The 17447-nt window shown below is 72.6% G+C and carries 17 protein-coding genes; 5 read left to right on the top strand and 12 right to left on the bottom strand.

From position 1 onward, the window contains the following. Positions 1 to 40 precede the first annotated feature (40 nt). Entirely contained in the window at positions 41 to 778 is a 738-nt protein-coding gene (locus ACF1A5_RS17595; RefSeq protein WP_392193743.1) for a methionine ABC transporter permease, read from the bottom strand. Further along, a complete protein-coding gene (locus ACF1A5_RS17590) occupies positions 775 to 1818 on the bottom strand; it encodes a methionine ABC transporter ATP-binding protein (RefSeq protein WP_392193742.1) in 1044 nt (347 codons plus the stop codon). Before ACF1A5_RS17590 ends, ACF1A5_RS17595 begins: the two co-directional genes overlap by 4 nt. 646 nt (positions 1819 to 2464) lie before the next feature. Between ACF1A5_RS17590 and ACF1A5_RS17585 the strand changes: the two genes are divergently transcribed. Together ACF1A5_RS17585 and ACF1A5_RS17580 are read left to right on the top strand one after the other, a co-directional pair. After that, on the top strand, positions 2465 to 2824 hold the full coding sequence (locus tag ACF1A5_RS17585; protein WP_392193741.1) for a hypothetical protein: 360 nt from the start codon (positions 2465 to 2467) through the stop codon (positions 2822 to 2824). 1 nt (position 2825) lies between these two features. Continuing rightward, positions 2826 to 3257: a hypothetical protein gene (locus ACF1A5_RS17580; protein ID WP_392193740.1), complete on the top strand. Its 432-nt coding sequence runs from the start codon at positions 2826 to 2828 to the stop codon at positions 3255 to 3257. 4 nt (positions 3258 to 3261) lie between these two features. Here ACF1A5_RS17580 and ACF1A5_RS17575 read toward each other — a convergent pair whose 3' ends face one another. The 3 genes from ACF1A5_RS17575 to ACF1A5_RS17565 form a co-directional block, all read right to left on the bottom strand. Then, entirely contained in the window at positions 3262 to 3759 is a 498-nt protein-coding gene (locus ACF1A5_RS17575; RefSeq protein WP_392193739.1) for a GNAT family N-acetyltransferase, read from the bottom strand. Between the two features lie 45 nt (positions 3760 to 3804). After that, positions 3805 to 4311 carry an RNA polymerase sigma factor gene (locus tag ACF1A5_RS17570; protein WP_392193738.1) on the bottom strand — a complete coding sequence of 169 codons (507 nt, stop codon included), beginning with the start codon at positions 4309 to 4311 and terminating at the stop codon, positions 3805 to 3807. 75 nt (positions 4312 to 4386) lie between these two features. Beyond that, the gene (locus ACF1A5_RS17565) at positions 4387 to 5562 is read right to left on the bottom strand and encodes a glycerophosphodiester phosphodiesterase (protein WP_392193737.1); all 1176 of its coding nucleotides are present in this window, start codon (positions 5560 to 5562) and stop codon (positions 4387 to 4389) included. 371 nt (positions 5563 to 5933) lie between these two features. On the opposite strand from ACF1A5_RS17565, the gene ACF1A5_RS17560 reads away from it, so the two are divergent. Continuing rightward, positions 5934 to 6605, top strand: coding sequence for a lysophospholipid acyltransferase family protein (locus ACF1A5_RS17560; RefSeq protein WP_392193822.1), 672 nt, complete (start codon positions 5934 to 5936; stop codon positions 6603 to 6605). Positions 6606 to 6715: 110 nt separating this feature from the next. On the opposite strand, the gene ACF1A5_RS17555 is transcribed toward ACF1A5_RS17560, so the two are convergent. The 5 genes from ACF1A5_RS17555 to ACF1A5_RS17535 form a co-directional block, all read right to left on the bottom strand. Then, entirely contained in the window at positions 6716 to 8239 is a 1524-nt protein-coding gene (locus tag ACF1A5_RS17555; RefSeq protein ID WP_392193736.1) for an MFS transporter, read from the bottom strand. Beyond that, positions 8236 to 8787: a TetR/AcrR family transcriptional regulator gene (locus ACF1A5_RS17550; RefSeq protein WP_392193735.1), complete on the bottom strand. Its 552-nt coding sequence runs from the start codon at positions 8785 to 8787 to the stop codon at positions 8236 to 8238. Before ACF1A5_RS17550 ends, ACF1A5_RS17555 begins: the two co-directional genes overlap by 4 nt. Positions 8788 to 8920: 133 nt before the next feature. Continuing rightward, positions 8921 to 9892, bottom strand: coding sequence for an aldo/keto reductase (locus ACF1A5_RS17545; protein ID WP_392193734.1), 972 nt, complete (start codon positions 9890 to 9892; stop codon positions 8921 to 8923). 75 nt (positions 9893 to 9967) lie between these two features. Further along, on the bottom strand, positions 9968 to 11404 hold the full coding sequence (gene argH, locus ACF1A5_RS17540; RefSeq protein WP_392193733.1) for an argininosuccinate lyase: 1437 nt from the start codon (positions 11402 to 11404) through the stop codon (positions 9968 to 9970). Positions 11405 to 11510: 106 nt separating this feature from the next. After that, positions 11511 to 12704: an argininosuccinate synthase gene (locus ACF1A5_RS17535; RefSeq protein ID WP_392193732.1), complete on the bottom strand. Its 1194-nt coding sequence runs from the start codon at positions 12702 to 12704 to the stop codon at positions 11511 to 11513. 211 nt (positions 12705 to 12915) lie between these two features. On the opposite strand from ACF1A5_RS17535, the gene ACF1A5_RS17530 reads away from it, so the two are divergent. Then, a complete protein-coding gene (locus ACF1A5_RS17530; protein ID WP_392193731.1) occupies positions 12916 to 13503 on the top strand; it encodes a pyridoxamine 5'-phosphate oxidase family protein in 588 nt (195 codons plus the stop codon). A 5-nt stretch (positions 13504 to 13508) separates the two neighbouring features. On the opposite strand, the gene ACF1A5_RS17525 is transcribed toward ACF1A5_RS17530, so the two are convergent. Then, complete coding sequence (locus ACF1A5_RS17525) at positions 13509 to 15005, bottom strand: sensor histidine kinase (protein ID WP_392193730.1); 1497 nt, start codon at positions 15003 to 15005, stop codon at positions 13509 to 13511. Beyond that, entirely contained in the window at positions 15002 to 15769 is a 768-nt protein-coding gene (locus ACF1A5_RS17520) for a response regulator transcription factor (protein ID WP_392193729.1), read from the bottom strand. The genes ACF1A5_RS17525 and ACF1A5_RS17520 overlap by 4 nt, the downstream gene beginning before the upstream one ends. A 325-nt stretch (positions 15770 to 16094) precedes the next feature. Here ACF1A5_RS17520 and ACF1A5_RS17515 point away from each other — a divergent pair, with 325 nt between their 5' ends. Beyond that, positions 16095 to 17447 carry a ferric reductase-like transmembrane domain-containing protein gene (locus tag ACF1A5_RS17515; RefSeq protein WP_392193728.1) on the top strand — a complete coding sequence of 451 codons (1353 nt, stop codon included), beginning with the start codon at positions 16095 to 16097 and terminating at the stop codon, positions 17445 to 17447.

The raw sequence follows: 17447 nt of genomic DNA, 5'->3' as shown, positions 1-17447 counted from the left end.
GGTGCGACCCCGTCGTGGGTGGGACGGGGAGTTCCGGGGGTCAGGCGACCTTGCCGACGTCGGCGGCCGCGGGCTCCTTCGCCTTCAGCAGCCGCAGCTTCGGCGCCGGGCCGGAGCGGCCGCCGCGGTGGTACAGGGAGCGGGCCGCGAAGTCGCCGGCGAACTGGATGAGCGAGATGACGACGGCGAGGATCGCCACGGTGATCCACATCAGCTGGGTCTCGAAGCGCTGGTAGCCGTAGCGGATGGCGATGTCCCCGAGGCCGCCGGCACCGACCGTGCCGGCCATCGCGGAGTAGCCGATGAGGGCGACGACCGTGGTGGTGGCGCTGGAGATCAGCGAGGGCAGGGACTCGGGCACCAGCACCTTGCGGACGACGGTCCAGGTGTTGCCGCCCATCGCCTGCACGGCCTCGACGAGCCCGCCGTCCACCTCGCGCACGGCCGTCTCGACCAGGCGCGCGAAGAAGGGGATGGCGCCGATGGCCAGCGGCACGATCGCGGCCTCGCGGCCGATGGTGGTGCCGGTGATCGAGCGGGTGAAGCCCATCAGCGCGACCATCAGGATGATGAACGGCATCGAGCGGGCGACGTTCACGACCTGCCCGATGAGTTTGGCGGCGGGCAGGTTCTGCAGCAGCCCGCCCCGGTCGGTGAGGACCAGCAGGATGCCGAGCGGGAGTCCGCCGAGGACGGCGACGAGCGTGGACCAGCCGACCATGTAGAGGGTGTCCGCGGACGCCTGGGACAGCAGCGGCTGCATCTCGGACCAGGTCACTTGGCCCCCTCCTTCACCAGCGGGGCCTCGAAGGCCGGGGTGTTCACGACGTCGATCTGCAGTCCCTGTTCGCGCAGGAAGCCGATCGGCACCACGTTGTCCTCGTAGCGGCCGGGCAGTTCGACGCGCATCCGGCCGACCTGGAGACCGCCCACGGTGTCGAGGGCGGCGCCGAGGATGGAGACGTCGATGTTGTAGGTGCGCGCGAGCTGCGAGAAGACCGGCTGGGTGGCGGCCTCACCGTGGAAGGTGACGTCGACGACGGTCCGGTCGGCGCCGGAGGCCTCGCCGCCCACCGGGAACAGCGCGGCGGCCAGTTCCGAGCCCGGGGTGGCGAGCAGTTCGCCGACGGTGCCGGACTCGACGATGCGGCCCTTCTCCATGAGCGCGGCCGAGTCGCAGACCGACTTCACGACGTCCATCTCGTGCGTGATGAGCAGGACGGTCAGGCCGAGCTGCCGGTTCAGGTCGCGCAGCAGCTGGAGGATCGAGCGGGTGGTCTCCGGGTCCAGCGCGCTGGTGGCCTCGTCGGACAGCAGCACCTCGGGGTCGCCGGCGAGGGCGCGGGCGATGCCGACGCGCTGCTTCTGCCCGCCGGAGAGCTGGGCGGGGTAGGCACGGGCCTTGTCGGCGAGGCCGACCAGGTCGAGCAGTTCGAGCGCCCTGCGGGAACGTTCCCGCCGCGAGGTGCCGAGGATCTCCAGCGGCAGTTCGACGTTGTCCTGGACCGTCCGCGAGGCCAGCAGGTTGAAGTGCTGGAAGACCATGCCGATACGGCTGCGCGCCCGGCGGAGTTCCCGGCCGGCGCGGGGGCCGCGCCCGGCGAGGGCGGTGAGGTCCTGCCCGGCGACGGTGACCGTGCCGGAGGTGGGGCGTTCCAGCAGGTTGACGCAGCGGATGAGCGAGGACTTGCCGGCGCCGGACTGGCCGATGACGCCGAACACCTCGCCTTCGCGGACATGCAGGTCGACGCCGTCGAGGGCGGTGACCTCGCGGCCGCGTGAGCGGTAGACCTTGGTCAGGCCCGTTGTCGTGATCACGTGGGGTTTCCGTCACTGTCGAGTGCGCGGCGCGTCGTGGGCACCGGCGCACGGCGTTCATGGTCGTGGGCAGCCAGAACGCGGCACGGTTCCCGGCAGGACGCGGAAGACGGCGGGAAACGTGCGCGCGATGGGGTCCCCTCACGCCGTTCCGGCGGTGAGGGAGGGAGCTCGGTCGTCCGCGCCGGACGGGCCGGACGCTGCGGTGGACACGAGCGGGCTCTCGCTTCGGGGCGCGAGGCTCAGGTGGTGCGGGGGCCCTCTAGCAGGCGCACATTCGACGCACAGGACACAGACAACGAGCACCGGGCGTCATCGTCGCCTCGGTCGCAGGGGTGCGGTCGCTCGTCGTGGTCATGCGAGCAGTAAAGCAGACCGGCGGCGCCGACCCGGCATCGCTGTCCGCATGGTGGACGCCCGTGGACACCCCGTGGTCCGGACCTGGCCGCCGCCTCCGCCCGCCCGTGACCAGCAAGGACGGGGCCGGCACCGGGACTTGCGCCGCTGTCCCCGCCCGCCTGGGGGGCCGGGGCTGTGGCCGACACCACGACCGCGGTGCCCGGCCGGGGAGCACCGGCCGTACCCCCTGGGGGCACGCGCCGGGGCCGGGGACACCGGGGTATTTGGGCCGTAATAAGGTCGCACCATGCTTGATGCCCTGACGCTGGTGACCGGCGTCGCCGCGCTGCTGCTCGCCGCCTGGTGCGGCTTCGCGGCCTACCGCGACCAGCCGACGAAGGACTGGCACTTCATCGGGATGGCCGTGGTCACGCTGCTGGCCACGGTGCAGTTGGTGATCGGGATCGTGGCGCTGGCGCGGGGCGGGAAGCCGGAGCAGGGGACGGCGATCTTCGTGGCCTATCTGCTGGGCGCCTTCGCGTGCGTCCCGGCGGCCGGCTTCATGTCGCTGGCCGAGCGGACGCGCTGGGGCTCGGTGACGGCCGCGGCCGGCGGTGTCGTCCTCGCCGTCCTCGAAGTGCGGCTCCACGACATCTGGGGAGGCTGAGATGGCGACCACGCAGCAGAAGCCGCCGCGGACACGGCTGATCAGCGGTCCTGGGATGCTGCTCGTCTGGCTGTACGGGGTGATGGTCGTCGGCGCGGTGTCGCGCTCCGTCTTCCAGATCGCCACCGAGTTCGACCGGGCACCGCTCGCCTACACCCTCTCCGCGCTGGCGGGCCTGGTGTACGGCTTCATCACGTACTCGCTGGTCCGCGGTGGCGAACGGGCGCGCAGGGCGGCGCTGGTGTGCTGCGCCGCCGAACTCGCGGGTGTGCTGGTCGTCGGGACCTGGACGCTCGTCGAGCCGTCCGCCTTCCCCGATGCGACCGTGTGGTCGGACTACGGAATGGGCTACCTCTTCATTCCGGTGCTGCTGCCGGTCTCGGCGCTGTACTGGCTGCGCAGGGCCGAGAAGCGGCAGCCGGACGCCGTCTGATCCGCTACGCCGTGGCCACGTAGGTGCCGGCCGGCTTCTCCAGGACGATCATCGGTACGCCGTCCTCGCCCTGGGAGGTGCCCACCGCCTGGTAGCCCACGCGCCGGTACAGGCGCAGGCTGCTCTCGCTGCGGTGACCGGTGTGCAGCCGGAACCTGGTGGCCCCGCGCTCCCCGGCCAGTGCGGCCTCCGCCGCGCGCAGCAGTCGCGCGCCGATGCCGTGGCCCTGGAGGCGCGGGTGGACGCAGAGCTTGCCGATGGAGGCGGCGCCGTCGCCGGTCACGCTGCCCCGCACCGAGCCCACCACCTCCTCGCCGAGCCGCGCGACGAACACGCAGTCCTGGGTGACCTCCCCGCGCACCGAGTCCAGGCTCTGGACGAGCGGGTCGATGCGGTAGTTGCCGTAGAGCGCCGCCTCGCTCTGGAAGCACAGGTACTGCAACCTGAAGATCTGCTCCGCGTCCTGCTCGGTCGCCGCAGAGATGGTCACGCTCATGCCCATGTGCGCACGCCTCCCGCTCACCTGATCCGCTGTCGTTCCCGACTTCTATCCCCGCGCTTCGCGGGCCGCAACCTCCGAGGTGAGCAATCGCCGCAGACATCCCAGGCATCGGGAACGTTCCGGGCCGAGGCTGCCCTGTGAGATAGCCAACTCCCCCGCGATCTCCCGGTAGGTGAGGTCCCGCGGCGACAGCAGCGCCTCCAGCAGCCGCGGGCAGCGGCCCGGCAGCCGGCGCACCGCGTCGCGCAGCGCCCGCCGCCGGGAGGCGGCCAGGGCGAGGTGTTCGGGGGTGCGCTCGTGGTCGTCGGCGGGTTCGATGCCGTACGGCAGTTCCCGCCGGACCGTGCGGCGGGTGCGGCGCGCCTCGAGGCGCACGGCCCGGCGCAGCCAGCCCTGCGGATCGGGCGGTGGGCCGCCCGCCTCCATGCGCTCCAGCAGCCGGACCCAGACCGCCTGTTCCAGGTCGCCCGGTTCGGATCCGGACGCGTACGCCTCGGCCGACGCCTCGGCGGCGAGCAACGGGCCCAGGGCGGTGAGCAGGTCGTGCGTCATATGCGGCACGACGCGGCCGCCCCGGCGCGGGTTGCCGGAGCGGCCGTCGTTTCACCCCAACCGGGGCCGCGTCTCTCAGCCGTTGACGAAGTCCTCGCGGGCCAGCAGACCGGTGTCCGCGTTGTCGGTGAAGACGCCGTCGATGCCGGTCGCGAAGTACGCCCGGAAGACGCCGAAGACGTCACCGTAGGCGTCCGGGTCCGTGCCCCTGCGGAACTTCGGCGGCAGGAAGGGGTTCTCGTTGCGGACGGTCCACGGGTGCACGACCAGGCCCGCCGCGTGCGCGTCGCGGACGAGCGAGCTGGGCGTGGTGAGGTTGCCGTCCTTGTCCTTGGGGATGACCAGGTCGAAGGTCGGGCCGATGCCCTGGGCGTAGGAGGCGATCTCCTTCAGGCCCTTGGGGGTGATGAGGTCGGCCACGGTGCGCGGGTCGCCCGCCTCGACGAAGTCGTAGGGACGGCTGTCGGCGCCGGACAGCAGCACGGCGAGCGGGTTGCCGACGAGCCGGTTCAGGCGCTGGATGCTGCTCGGTTCGAAGGACTGGACGATGACCGGTGCGTCCTTCCCGTCCTTGCCGTGCTTGCGCAGCAGCCGGGCGACCCGCTCCTCCAGGCCGAGGCCGAGCTTGCGGAAGTAGGTGGGGTGCTTGGTCTCGGGGTAGATCCACACCTGCCGGCCGCGCCTGCGGGTCTGCTCGTCCTGCCACTTCAGGACCTCTTCGAAGGTGGGGACCTCCCAGCGCCCGTTGTAGAGGGTGTTGTGCGGGCGGTTCGCCGGGATGCGCTCGATGGCGCGCAGCGTCTTCAGCTCCGCCAGCGTGAAGTCCTCGGTGAACCAGCCGGTGGTGGGGACCCCGTCGAGGGTCTTGGTGGTCTTGCGGTCGGCGAACTCGGGGTGGTCGGCGACGTCCGTGGTGCCGCCGATCTCCGGCTCGTGCCGGCAGACCAGGTGACCGTCCTTGGTGGGCACCAGGTCACCGGCCTCGACGATGTGCGCGCCCAGGTCCAGGGCGAGGTTGTACGAGCCGAAGGTGTGCTCCGGCCGGTAGCCGCTGGCGCCCCGGTGGCCGATGATCGTGGGCACCGGCAGGCTCTTCAGTCCGCCGCCCGCCGGCCCGGTCGTGGTGCCGCCCGCCGCCCGCGCGGCGCCCGGCAGCCCGAGGACCGCGCCGCCCGCGCCGAGCACCGCCGCGCCGAGCAGCGCCCGCCGTCCGGTCGCGTGTTCCTGTCCGTCCGACCCCTGCGTCGCCATGACCGTCTCCTGCCCGTCGTGTCGTGGGTGGTGCGGGCCGGTGGTAGGGGGGTGCGCATGACATGAGGGAGACCTCGTGCCGAACACAGGGGTGACGCCGGATGTCGTAACGGGCACGGCGGGTGACGCACCGTCGGGCATGACCCGGGCCCGGCGGGGAACCCGCAGGGGGACGCGGCCGGCGCGGCGCGCGCGACCTCCGTCACATCGTTCCGTCCCGGTTTCCGGGGCGCTACGGAGTGCCGTCGCAGGTAAACATGCGTCAATAGTGCGTAAGACGTGGTGAGCCCGATGTGCAATCCGCCCGGGGCCGCGAGTATCGTCCTCACCTGCACAGACTCATACCGAATCCCTTGACACCGGAGGGCCCGTTGTCCCGCTTCGCGCTCATCAAGGCAGTGCTCGGTCCGATCATGCGCCTGATGTTCCGCCCACGGGTGGAGGGCGCGGAGCGCATCCCGGGCGACGGTCCGGTGATCCTGGCCGGCAACCATCTGACGTTCATCGACTCGATGATCCTGCCGCTGGTCTGCGACCGTCAGGTCTTCTTCATCGGCAAGGACGAGTACGTCACCGGCAAGGGCCTCAAGGGCCGGCTGATGGCCTGGTTCTTCACCGGCGTCGGCATGATCCCGGTCGACCGCGACGGCGGCAAGGGCGGCGTCGCGGCGCTGATGACCGGCCGGCGGATCCTGGAGGAGGGCCGGGTCTTCGGCATCTACCCCGAGGGCACCCGGTCCCCCGACGGCCGGCTCTACCGGGGGCGCACCGGCATCGCGCGGCTGACGCTGATGACCGGGGCTCCCGTCGTCCCGTTCGCCATGATCGGCACGGACAAGATCCAGCCCGGCGGGTCGGGGATGCCGCGGCCGAGCCGGGTCACCGTCCGGTTCGGCGAGCCGATGGAGTTCTCCCGCTACGAGGGGATGGACCGGGACCGGTATGTGCTGCGGGCGGTGACCGACTCGGTGATGACCGAGGTCATGCGGTTGTCCGGGCAGGAGTACGTGGACATGTACGCCACGAAGGCGAAGGCGGCGTAGGCCTCCGGCGGTCGGCCGGGGTCGCGCCGCTGGGGGACCGACGTTTTCCGGGTGCGGGTGATCTGCGGCTGAGCGCGCAGTTCCCCGCGCCCCTTTGGGGCACGCCTGCCTCAGGGCGCTTCTTCGAGGTGCCGGCCCCTCAGCAGGAACCACGCTGCCGCCGCCGTCGCCAGGAGGACCGCCGCGCCGGCGCCCGAGGCCAGGTGGAGGCCGTGGACGAAGGAGTCGCGGGCCGCCGTCAGCAGTGCTTCCGCGGTGGGCCGGGGCAGGGCCGACGCCGCCTCCACGGCGCCGCCCAGTGACTCGCGGGCCTGGGCCGGGGTGCCGGGCGGGCCGGTGAAGCCGCGGTAGGCGCCGGTCACGATCGAGCCGAGCAGGGCGATCCCGAGGGCGGCGCCGAGTTCGTACGCCGTCTCGGAGACCGCGGAGGCCGCGCCCGCCTGCTCCTTGGGGACTCCGGCCAGGACGACGTCGGCGGTCACCGTGAAGGAGAAACCGGCGCCTACGCCGACCACCAGCAGGGCCGCGCCCAGGAGCGGGTAGCCCGTCGAGGCGCTCAGCGTCGTCAGCCCGGCCAGTGCCAGGCCCACCGCGGCGAGTCCGCCGGAGACCACGGCCCGCACCGAAAAACGGCGGGCCGCGCGGCCGGCGACCAGACCCGCGGCGACCGCGCCGACGGCGGCGGGCACTTCGGCCAGCCCCGCCTCGAACGGCGCCCTGCCCTGCACCAGTTGCAGGTACTGGGAGAGGAAGAAGACCAGCCCGGACATGCCGAGAACGGTCAGGAGGTCGGCGAGGACGGCGCCGCTGAAGCCGCGGTCGCGGAACAGCCGCATGTCCAGCAGCGGCACCGGCAGTGTGAGCTGGCGGCGCACGAACCCGTGGAGCGCGGCCGCGCCGAGCAGTCCGGTGGCGAGGGCCACCGGGGTGGGCCCGTGGGCGGCGGCGTCCTTCACCGCGTACACGACGCCGATCACGCCGGCCAGCGAGAGCGTCACGCTCAGCAGGTCCCAGGGGCCGGGACGCGGGTTGCGGGACTCCGGCAGCGTCCGGACCCCGACGAGCACGAGGACCGCCATCACGGGCAGGTTGATGAGGAAGACCGAGCCCCACCAGAAGTGTTCGAGCAGGAATCCGCCGGCGACCGGGCCGACGGCCGTACCGGCGGAGGCGGTCGCGCCCCAGACGCCGACGGCGAGGCTGCGCTCGCGCGGGTCGGGGAAGATGTTGCGGATCAGCGCGAGGGTGGCGGGCATCAGGGTCGCGCCCGCGACACCGAGCAGCGCCCGCGCCGCGATCATCAGTTCGGGCGTCGTGGCGTAGGCGTTGAGGACGGAGACCGCGCCGAACGCCGTGGCACCGCCGAGCAGGACGCGCTTGCGGCCGACGCGGTCGCCGAGGCTGCCCATGGAGACGAGCAGACCGGCGATGACGAACGAGTAGACGTCGCCGATCCACAGCAACTGGGTGCCGGAGGGCTTCAGGTCCTCACTGATATAGGGGGTCGCGAGGCCGAGGACGGTCGCGTCGACGGCCACCAGCAGCACGGCCAGGACGAGGACGGAGAGCGCGAGCCAGCGGCCCGGACGCCTCTCCACCTCCGTCACCGTCGCCGGCCGCAGGGTGCTGGTCATGGTTCCTCTCTTCGTGTCGCTCCGCCGAGCAGCAGCTCGACGATCATGTGGGTGAAGTCCTTGGGGGCGACGCGGCCCTCGGCCACGGCCCAGGCTCCGGAGGCCAGCAGTCCGTACAGCGCCTCGGTCAGCCAGGCCGGGGTGAGGTCGATGCGGAACTCGCCGGTCGCCTGGCCGCGCCGGAACAGGGCCGTGACGCGGTCGTCGATGCGGGTCCAGCCCGCGTTCTGCTCCTCGCCCTCGAAGAGCTGGTTCTCGGTGTAGAGGAAGGCGAGCAGTCCGGCGGCCGACTCGATCGCGCGCACCAGACGCCGTACGGCCTCGCCCGCCGGTCCCTCGTCGAGGCGGGCCGTGTCGAGCGCGGCCTCGCACTCGGCGATGCCGAGCGACTCCAGCGCCCGGACGAGCGCGTCGCGCCCGGCGAAGTGGCGGTGCAGCGTGGCCCGGCTGATCCCGGCCGCCCTGGCGACCTCGTCCATGGTGGCGGTGGATTTCCGGGTGAGCAGGGCGGCTGCGCTGCGCAGCACGCGCTCACGGTCGACGGCCATGAGACAAGAGTAACCCATGTGAGACATCTATGTCTCATTACAGGCGCGTCCGTCTCACGGGCGGGGACCGGAGACGTGAAGCGGGCGGGAAGCGGGCAGTGGGAGCTGTGAGAGGCGGTGGGGCGGTGGGAGCTCAGTGCCAGGGCAGCTGTCCGCGCCGCTCCCAGTAGGCACGCGGCTCCTCGGCCAGTGCGTCGAGGCGGGCGAGCTGGTCCTCGTCGAGGTCCACGGCCGGGGCGTGCAGGTTGGACGCGAGCTGGGCGGCGGTGGCCGCGCCGGACAGCACGACGCCCGCCCACGGCCGGTGCAGGACCAGCGCGAGGGCGACCGCGTCGCAGTCCATGCCGGTCTCCCGGGCCACGGCCCGCAGCGCCTCGGGGGCGTCCGGCCCGGCGAGCCGCCCGTTGGCCATGCCCTCCTTGACGATCACCGTGAGCCCGGCGTCGTGCGCCTCGGCCAGGGCGGGCCCCGCCGAGGTCTCCAGGGCGTTGTACGTCGACTGGACGGTACGGAAGAGGGGCTCGCCGTCGACCGTCACGGCCATCGCGGCGCGGATGGCGTCGGCCTGCGCGGGGCCGCTGGTGGAGAAGCCGATGGTGAGGCCCCGCCCGGCGGCCTCCGCCAGCTCGGTGTGCAGCTTCTGGTCGGTGAGGGCGGGGCTGTCCGGCGTCACCGAGTGGATCTGGTACAGGTCGAGCCGGTCCCCGAGCAGTTCGGCGCTCTCCGCGCGCTGCCGCTCGTAGGTGGCGAGGCTGTGGTCCTTGACCTCGTGGTGCTCGGCGTCGGTGCGCCAGTCGGCGGTGTAGGTGTAGCCCCACTTGCTGCCTACGACGACGTCGCCGGCCTCGGGGCGGGCGCGCAGCCAGTCGGCGAGGAACTCCTCGGAGCGACCGTAGGAGCGGGCGGCGTCGAAGTAGCGGACGCCCTGCGCGTAGGCGGCGTCCAGGAGTTCGTGGGTGCGCGCGCGCAGGGCGTCGACGGTGCGGTCGGACGGGAGGTCCCGCTCGCGGCCGAGGTTGATGTAGCCGGGGCGCCCGACGGCGGCGAGCCCCAGGCCCATGTGGCAGGTGGCAGTCGTGGCTGAGGCCAGCCGGGCGAAGGGCATCACAGGCTCCGTTCGGTCGGTTCCTCGCGGTGTGTGGACCAACGTATCCCGTGCCGCCCCGCCCGTCGCGACCTGCTACTTCCTCGGCTGCTTGGCGTTGGCCCAGGCGTGCTGCGCCGCCACGTCCGCCTTCACCTCGGCGAGCTGGACGGCGACCGCGCTCGGTGCGGTGCCGCCGCGGCCGCTGCGGGAGGCGAGGGCGCCGGGAACGTCGAGGACCGTACGCACCTCGGGGGTGAGATGGGCGGAGATCTCCGCGAACTGCTCGTCGGTCAGCTTGTCCAGCTCCTTGCCCTCGGCCTCGGCGACCTTGACGCACTCGCCGGCCACCTCGTGCGCCACCCGGAACGGCACGCCCTGCCTGACCAGCCACTCGGCGATGTCGGTGGCGAGCGAGAAGCCGGCCGGGGCCAGTTCCTCCATCCGCTCGCGGTGGACGGTGAGGGTGGCCATCATGCCGGTGAAGGCGGGCAGCAGGACCTCCAGCTGGTCGCAGGAGTCGAAGACGGGCTCCTTGTCCTCCTGCAGGTCACGGTTGTACGCGAGGGGCAGCGCCTTGAGGGTCGCCATGAGCCCCGTCAGGTTGCCGATCAGCCGGCCGGACTTGCCGCGGGCCAGCTCCGCGATGTCCGGGTTCTTCTTCTGCGGCATGATCGACGAGCCGGTGGAGAAGGCGTCGTGCAGGGTCACGAAGGAGAACTCCTTCGTGTTCCAGAGGATGACCTCCTCGGCGATCCGGGAGAGGTTCACGCCGATCATCGCGGTGATGAAGGCGAACTCGGCGACGAAGTCACGGGAGGCCGTGCCGTCGATGGAGTTGCCGACGCTGCCGTGCTCGAAGCCGAGGTCCGCGGCCACCGCCTCGGGGTCCAGGCCGAGGGAGGAACCCGCCAGGGCGCCCGAGCCGTACGGCGACACGGCCGTCCGCTCGTCCCACTGGCGCAGCCGCTCGGCGTCCCGGGACAGCGACTGCACGTGCGCGAGGACGTGGTGGGCGAAGAGCACCGGCTGGGCGTGCTGGAGATGGGTGCGGCCGGGCATCGCCAGGTCGGGGTGGGCATCGGCCAGCCCGATCAGCGCGTCCTGGAGGTCGGCGATCAGGCCGCCGATGATCCGGGCGTGGTCGCGCAGGTACATGCGGAACAGGGTGGCGACCTGGTCGTTGCGGGAGCGGCCGGCGCGCAGCTTGCCACCGAGGTCGGGGCCGAGGCGCTCCAGCAGGCCGCGTTCCAGAGCGGTGTGGACGTCCTCGTCGGCGATGGTGCCGACGAAGTCGCCGGACGCCACGTCCGCCTCCAGCCGGTCGAGCCCGGCCAGCATGCGCTCGAGTTCGTCGTCCGTGAGCAGGCCCGCCCTGTGCAGCACGCGCGCGTGGGCGCGCGAACCGGCGATGTCGTAGGGCGCGAGCCGCCAGTCGAAGTGGACGGACGCGGACAGCTTCGCCAGGGCCTCGGCGGGACCGTCGGCGAACCGGCCGCCCCAGAGCCGTACGTCACCGCTGTTGCTGCTCACTTGCGTAGCTCCTCGAGGGTCTGGATGTGCCACCGCCTCCCCACCCGGGAGCGAGGAGACGGTTGCCAGGCTAGTGCGTGCGGGGCGCCCCCGGCGGATCAGGCGGTCAGGCCAGGTCGCGCTTGGCGGCGATCTTCGACGACAGGCCGTAGATGTCGATGAAGCCCTTGGCCGCGGCCTGGTCGAACGTGTCGCCCGTGTCGTAGGTGGCCAGGTTGAAGTCGTAGAGCGAGGACTCGGAGCGCCGGCCGGTGACGACGGCGCGGCCGCCGTGCAGGGTCATCCGGATGTCGCCCGAGACGTGCTGGTTGGCCTCGTTGATGAAGCCCTCCAGGGCGCGCTTGAGCGGGGAGAACCACTGGCCGTCGTAGACCAGTTCGCCCCAGCGCTGCTCGACCTGCCGCTTGTAACGGGCCAGTTCGCGCTCGACGGTGACGTTCTCCAGCTCCTGGTGGGCGGTGATCAGGGCGATCGCGCCCGGAGCCTCGTACACCTCGCGGGACTTGATGCCGACCAGCCGGTCCTCGACCATGTCGATCCGGCCGATGCCCTGGGCGCCGGCGCGCTCGTTGAGCTGCTGGATGGCCTGCAGGACGGTGACGGGCTTGCCGTCGACGGCGACCGGGACACCCTCCTTGAAGGTGATGATCACCTCGTCGGCCTCGCGCGGGAGGGCCGGGTTCTGGGTGTACTCGTAGATGTCCTCGATCGGGGCGTTCCAGATGTCCTCGAGGAAGCCGGTCTCGACGGCGCGGCCGAAGACGTTCTGGTCGATGGAGTACGGGGACTTCTTGGTGGTCGCGATCGGGAGGTTCTTCTCCTCGCAGAACGCGATGGCCTTGTCCCGGGTCATCGCGTAGTCACGGACCGGGGCGATGCACTTGAGGTCGGGGGCGAGGGCGACGATGCCGGCCTCGAAGCGGACCTGGTCGTTGCCCTTGCCGGTGCAGCCGTGGGCGACCGTGGTGGCGCCGTGCTTCTGGGCGGCGGCGACGAGGTGCTTGACGATGGTCGGCCGGGAGAGGGCCGAGACCAGCGGGTACCGGTCCATGTAGAGGGCGTTGGCCTTGATCGCCGGGAGGCAGTACTCGTCGGCGAACTCGTCCCTGGCGTCCGCGACCTCGGCCTCGACGGCACCGCAGGCGAGCGCGCGCTTGCGGATGACGTCCAGGTCCTCGCCGCCCTGGCCGACGTCGACCGCAACGGCGATGACCTCGGCGCTCGTCTCCTCGGCGATCCAGCCGATGGCGACGGAGGTGTCCAGACCGCCTGAGTAGGCGAGTACGACGCGCTCGGTCACGGGTTTCTCCTCACAGTGCATTGGCTACATGCATGAGTATGCAGGAGTCTGCATGATTCGTCAATCTCGTCGGGTGTGAACACGCGGAGCCGCTCTTCCGTACCTCGCGCTGTGGCCGCCCCGAAGCAGCGCCGGCCGGGGCGGCCACCGCACGATCGTTCTCGGCCAAGTCCTTAGACAGCCGAAGGAAACGCCTCGATAATCGGTCGACATGGGAAAGACCTACGAGCGCATAGACGGCAGGCTGCGGGCGTTCATCGAGGCGCAGCCCCTCTTCTTCACCGCGACCGCCCCGCTGTCCGGCGACGGCACCGTCAACCTCTCCCCCAAGGGCCTCAGGGGTTCCTTCGCCGTGCTCGACGAGCACACCGTGGCCTACCTGGACTTCGCCGGGTCCAACGCGGAGACCGTGGCGCACCTGCGGGAGAACGGGCGGATCACCCTCATGTGGTGCGCCTTCCAGGGGCCGCCCACCGTCGTCCGCGTGCACGGCCGGGGCGAGCCGGTCTTCCGCGACGACCCGCGCTTCGGGGAACTCCTCACGCGCTTCCCGGACATCGACCCGTCCACGCACGGGCTGCGCGCGATCATCGTCGTCCGGGCCGAACTGGTGCGGGACACCTGCGGCTACGCGGTGCCCTTCATGGCCTACGAGGCCGACCGCGACCTGCACGGCAAGCGGTTCGCACGCGAGGACGACGCCTCGCTGAGCGCGTACTTCGCCGGGAAGGACCACGTGGCCACCAGCCTGGACGGACTTCCCGGCCTGCCGCTGCCGCTCCCGCCGTCCACCGCCTGAGCCGCTCAGCCGAGCGGGAGGCGCACCGTGAACGTCGTCGCCCCCGGGCGGGACTCCAGGTCCACGCTCCCGCCGTGCGCCTCGGTCACCGCCGCCACGATCGACAGGCCGAGGCCCGCTCCGGCGCCCCCGGAGGCCCCGGTGCGGCGGCGGTCGGCGCGGGTGAAGCGCTCGAAGACGCCCGGCTGGACCTCCTCGGGGACGCCGGGGCCGTCGTCGCGGACCTGGAGGACGGCCGCCGGGCCGTCGGTCTCCAGCGACACCGTCACCTTGGTGCCGGCAGGGGTGTGCAGCCGCGCGTTGGCCAGCAGGTTGGCGAGCACCTGCTGGAGCCGGTGGGCGTCGCCGGTCACCGTCACCGGCTCCTCCGGCAGCTCCATGGTCCAGCGGTGCCCGGGACCGGCGGCGCGGGCGTCGGTCACCGCGTCCAGGACCAGACGGGTCAGGTCGACCGGGCGGCGCTCCAGCGGCCGGCCCGCGTCCAGACGGGCCAGGAGCAGCATCTCGTCGACCATCACGCCCATCCGGGCGGACTCCGCGGCGATGCGCTCCAGTGCGCGGGTGACCTCGGGCGGCACCGGCCCGGGATGCAGCAGGGCGAGCTCCGCGTGACCGCGGACGGAGGCGACCGGGGTGCGCAGCTCGTGGCTGGCGTCGGCGGCGAAGCTGCGCAGCCGCTCCTCGCTGGCGTGCCGTTTGGTGAGCGCGTCCTCGACGTGGTGCAGCATCCGGTCGAAGGCGGTGGCGACCCGGCCCACCTCGCTGCGCGGGTCGGACTCCGGGCCCCGCGGCGGCAGCGTCACCTCACCGCTGGCCAGCGGGAGCTCGCTGACCCGGGTGGCGGTCGCCGCGACCCGGCTCAGCGGCCGCAGCGACCAGCGCACCCACAGGGCCCCGGTGACACCGGCCAGCGCGAGGGCCGCGCCGAACACGACGGCTGCGACCAGCTCGAGGCGGCGCACGGTGGCCTCCACCGGCTCCAGCGGAAGGCCGGTGATCAGCACGTCGCCGTCCTCGCCGCGGGTGGCGACGACGCGGTAGCGGTGCAGGGACGACAGGCCGACGGTGTGCGCGGCGCCGTCGAGCGGCACCCGGGCCAGCTCGGCCTGGTCGTGCGGGGTGAGCCGGGCGGTCAGGTCGGTGGAGTCGTCGGAGTCCACGCCGGGCACGACGGCGGCGTTGGTCACCCGGCCGTGCACCAGGCGGGCGCCGAACGTGCCGGACGCCTGCCGACGGGTGTCGCCGTGCTCGTCGCCGTCGTGGTCGGTGCGGGGCGGCGCGCCGTGCTCCAGGCTCGCCGGGTAGCGGGCACCGACGTCCCGCAGCTGCTGGTCGACGCGGCTGGTCAGGAAGCCGTCGAGCTCCACCACGGCGGCCACGCCGACGGCGGCGCAGCTGACCGCGAGCAGCACCACCAGGCCCGCCGTCAGCCGGGCCCGCAGGGTGCGCGGCCGGGGCAGCCGCCGGAGCCATCGGCCCGCCGTCGCCCACACCGCCCTCACCGCACCGCCGGCTTCAGCACGTAACCGGCCCCCCGCACCGTGTGGATCATCGGCTCGCGGCCCGCGTCCACCTTCTTGCGCAGGTAGGAGATGTACAGCTCCACCACATGGGCCTGACCGCCGAAGTCGTACGACCACACGCGGTCGAGGATCTGCGCCTTGCTGAGCACCCGCCGGGGGTTGTTCATCAGGAAGCGCAGCAGCTCGAACTCGGTCGGGGACAGCTCGATCAGCTCTCCGCCCCGGCTGACCTCGCGGGCGTCCTCGTCCATCACCAGGTCGCCCACGGTGAGCCGTGGCCCGTCCTCCCCCAGCTGCCGGGCCATGCCCGCGCGCCGCATCAGTCCGCGCAGCCGGGCGACGACCTCCTCCAGGCTGAAGGGCTTGGTCACGTAGTCGTCGCCGCCGGCGGTGATCCCCGCGATGCGGTCCTCCACCGCGTCCCGCGCAGTGAGGAAGAGCACGCAGACGTCCGGCTTCACCTCGTGCAGCGAGCGCAGCACGGCGAAGCCGTCGGTGTCCGGGAGCATCACGTCGAGGACGACCGCGTCGGGCAGCAGGTCGCGGGCCTCGGCGACGGCTCCCGCGCCGTCGCCCGCCGAACGCACCTCCCAGCCCTGGTAGCGCAGGGCACCGCTGAGGACCTCGGCGAGGTCGGGGTCGTCGTCGACGACGAGGACCCGTATGGGGCTGCCGTCGGGCCGGGTGAGGGCGTGCGGACCGGGGCGGGCGGGACCGGTCGGGGGGGCGGGGGAAGCGTTCATGGCCCCTCCAGCATCCCCCGCCGCGCGACTTCTCCGCGAGGCCCGTCCCTCTGAGTTTCCTGTGAGTGGCCCCACGCCGTGCCGCCCGCGCAACCGCACGGACACCCCGCCGATCGCCCCGCGGACCGCCGTCGAGCCCCCTTCGGGCACCGTGCGGGCACCTGCGGCGGGTCCCGCGTGAGATCCGCGTGAGATCCCGGTGAGAGCCCGCTCGGGTGCGCTCTGAGTTCCCTGTGGGTCGGCCGGGCGGGGCCCGGCGTCTCAGAGCGCCCTCAGAAGTTGGCGCCGCACAGTTGCGTCCCGGACAGGTGAAAGGACGCGAACCATGACGACGGTCCAAGAGCGGCGGGCTGCTCCGCCCGTACCGCCGGCCCCCCGGCGCTCCCCGGCCTCAGCCGTGCTCCTGGCGCTGTGGACCGGGGCCGCCGCCGTGATCGCCCTGTGGTGGTTCGGCACGGACTCGGTCGTGGGCACCGCGGGCTGGCTGACCGGCGCGGGCCGGATCGCCGGACTGCTGTGCGGGTACGCCTGCGCGGTGCTGGTCGGTCTGATGGCCCGGGTCCCGCTGCTGGAACGGCGGGTCGGCTCGGACCGGGTGGCACGGTGGCACGCGATGGCCGGCCGGTACACCGTCTGCCTGCTGGTCGCGCACGTGGTGCTGATCCTCGCCGGGTACGCGGCCCAGGACCGTGCCTCCCTGTGGCACGAGACGGTCACGGTGGTCATGGACTACCCGGAGATGCTGAAGGCGACGGCCGGCACGGTCGTCCTCCTCGCGGTCGGGATCACCTCGGCGCGCGCGGTGCGCCGCCGCACCAGCTACGAGTTCTGGTACTACGTGCACCTGCTCACCTACGCGGCGGTGTTCCTCGCCTTCGGGCACCAGCTCGCACTGGGCAACGAGTTCAACGGCCGTCTCCTGGCCACCGGCGCCTGGTACGCGCTCTACCTGGGCGTCGCGGCCCTGGTGGTGTGGTTCCGGTTCCTCGCCCCGGTACGGCTGAACCTGCGCCACCGGCTGCGGGTGGAGTCCGTGCACCACGAGGCGCCCGGGGTCTACTCGGTCGTGATGCGCGGCCGCCGGCTCGACGAGCTCGGCGCGCAGCCGGGGCAGTTCTTCCGCTGGCGGTTCCTGGGTGAGGGCATGGGCTGGACGTCCACGCCGTACTCGCTGTCGGCGCCGCCGCGGCCGGACCTGCTGCGCATCACGGTGAAGGCGCTCGGCGACCACAGCGCGGCCGTGCCGCTGCTGCGGCCGGGCACACGGGTGTGGGCGGAGGGCCCCTACGGCTCGATGACCGCCGACCGGCGCACCTCGCACAAGTCCCTGCTGATCGCGGCCGGCGTCGGCATCACCCCGATGCGGGCGCTGTTCGAGACGCTGCCCGGTGACGTCACGCTCCTGTACCGGGCCCGCACGGCGGAGGACCTCGCCCTCGGCGCCGAGCTGGAGGAGATCGCGCGGTGGCGCGGGGCGCGGGTGCTGTACGCGCTCAACGGCCCGCGCGGGGAGCGGCCGCCGTTCACCGTCGAGGCCCTGCGGGGCGCCGTCGCCGACCTCGCCGGGCACGACGTCTACATCTGCGGCCCCCATGCCTTCGCCCAGGACCTGTACCGGGTGCTGCGCGCCGCCGGAGTGCCGGACCGGCGTATCCACCACGAGTCGTTCGAGCTGTGA

The sequence above is a fragment of the Streptomyces sp. NPDC014864 genome (assembly GCF_043081525.1).
Classification (GTDB): Bacteria; Actinomycetota; Actinomycetes; order Streptomycetales; family Streptomycetaceae; genus Streptomyces.
Note: the sequence above shows the minus strand (reverse complement) of the source record. Positions and strands in the feature narration are given on the sequence as shown.

Excerpts from the sequence above, each read along its gene's own strand:
- ACF1A5_RS17550 (WP_392193735.1), bottom strand. The coding sequence starts at position 8,787 with ATGGCCGTCGACCGTGAGCGCGTGCTGCGCAGCGCAGCCGCCCTGCTC.
- ACF1A5_RS17545 (WP_392193734.1), bottom strand. The coding sequence starts at position 9,892 with ATGCCCTTCGCCCGGCTGGCCTCAGCCACGACTGCCACCTGCCACATG.
- ACF1A5_RS17515 (WP_392193728.1), top strand. The coding sequence starts at position 16,095 with ATGACGACGGTCCAAGAGCGGCGGGCTGCTCCGCCCGTACCGCCGGCC.
- ACF1A5_RS17555 (WP_392193736.1), bottom strand. The coding sequence starts at position 8,239 with ATGACCAGCACCCTGCGGCCGGCGACGGTGACGGAGGTGGAGAGGCGT.
- ACF1A5_RS17565 (WP_392193737.1), bottom strand. The coding sequence starts at position 5,562 with ATGGCGACGCAGGGGTCGGACGGACAGGAACACGCGACCGGACGGCGG.
- ACF1A5_RS17520 (WP_392193729.1), bottom strand. The coding sequence starts at position 15,769 with ATGAACGCTTCCCCCGCCCCCCCGACCGGTCCCGCCCGCCCCGGTCCG.
- ACF1A5_RS17575 (WP_392193739.1), bottom strand. The coding sequence starts at position 3,759 with ATGGGCATGAGCGTGACCATCTCTGCGGCGACCGAGCAGGACGCGGAG.
- ACF1A5_RS17580 (WP_392193740.1), top strand. The coding sequence starts at position 2,826 with ATGGCGACCACGCAGCAGAAGCCGCCGCGGACACGGCTGATCAGCGGT.
- ACF1A5_RS17530 (WP_392193731.1), top strand. The coding sequence starts at position 12,916 with ATGGGAAAGACCTACGAGCGCATAGACGGCAGGCTGCGGGCGTTCATC.
- ACF1A5_RS17585 (WP_392193741.1), top strand. The coding sequence starts at position 2,465 with ATGCTTGATGCCCTGACGCTGGTGACCGGCGTCGCCGCGCTGCTGCTC.
- ACF1A5_RS17570 (WP_392193738.1), bottom strand. The coding sequence starts at position 4,311 with ATGACGCACGACCTGCTCACCGCCCTGGGCCCGTTGCTCGCCGCCGAG.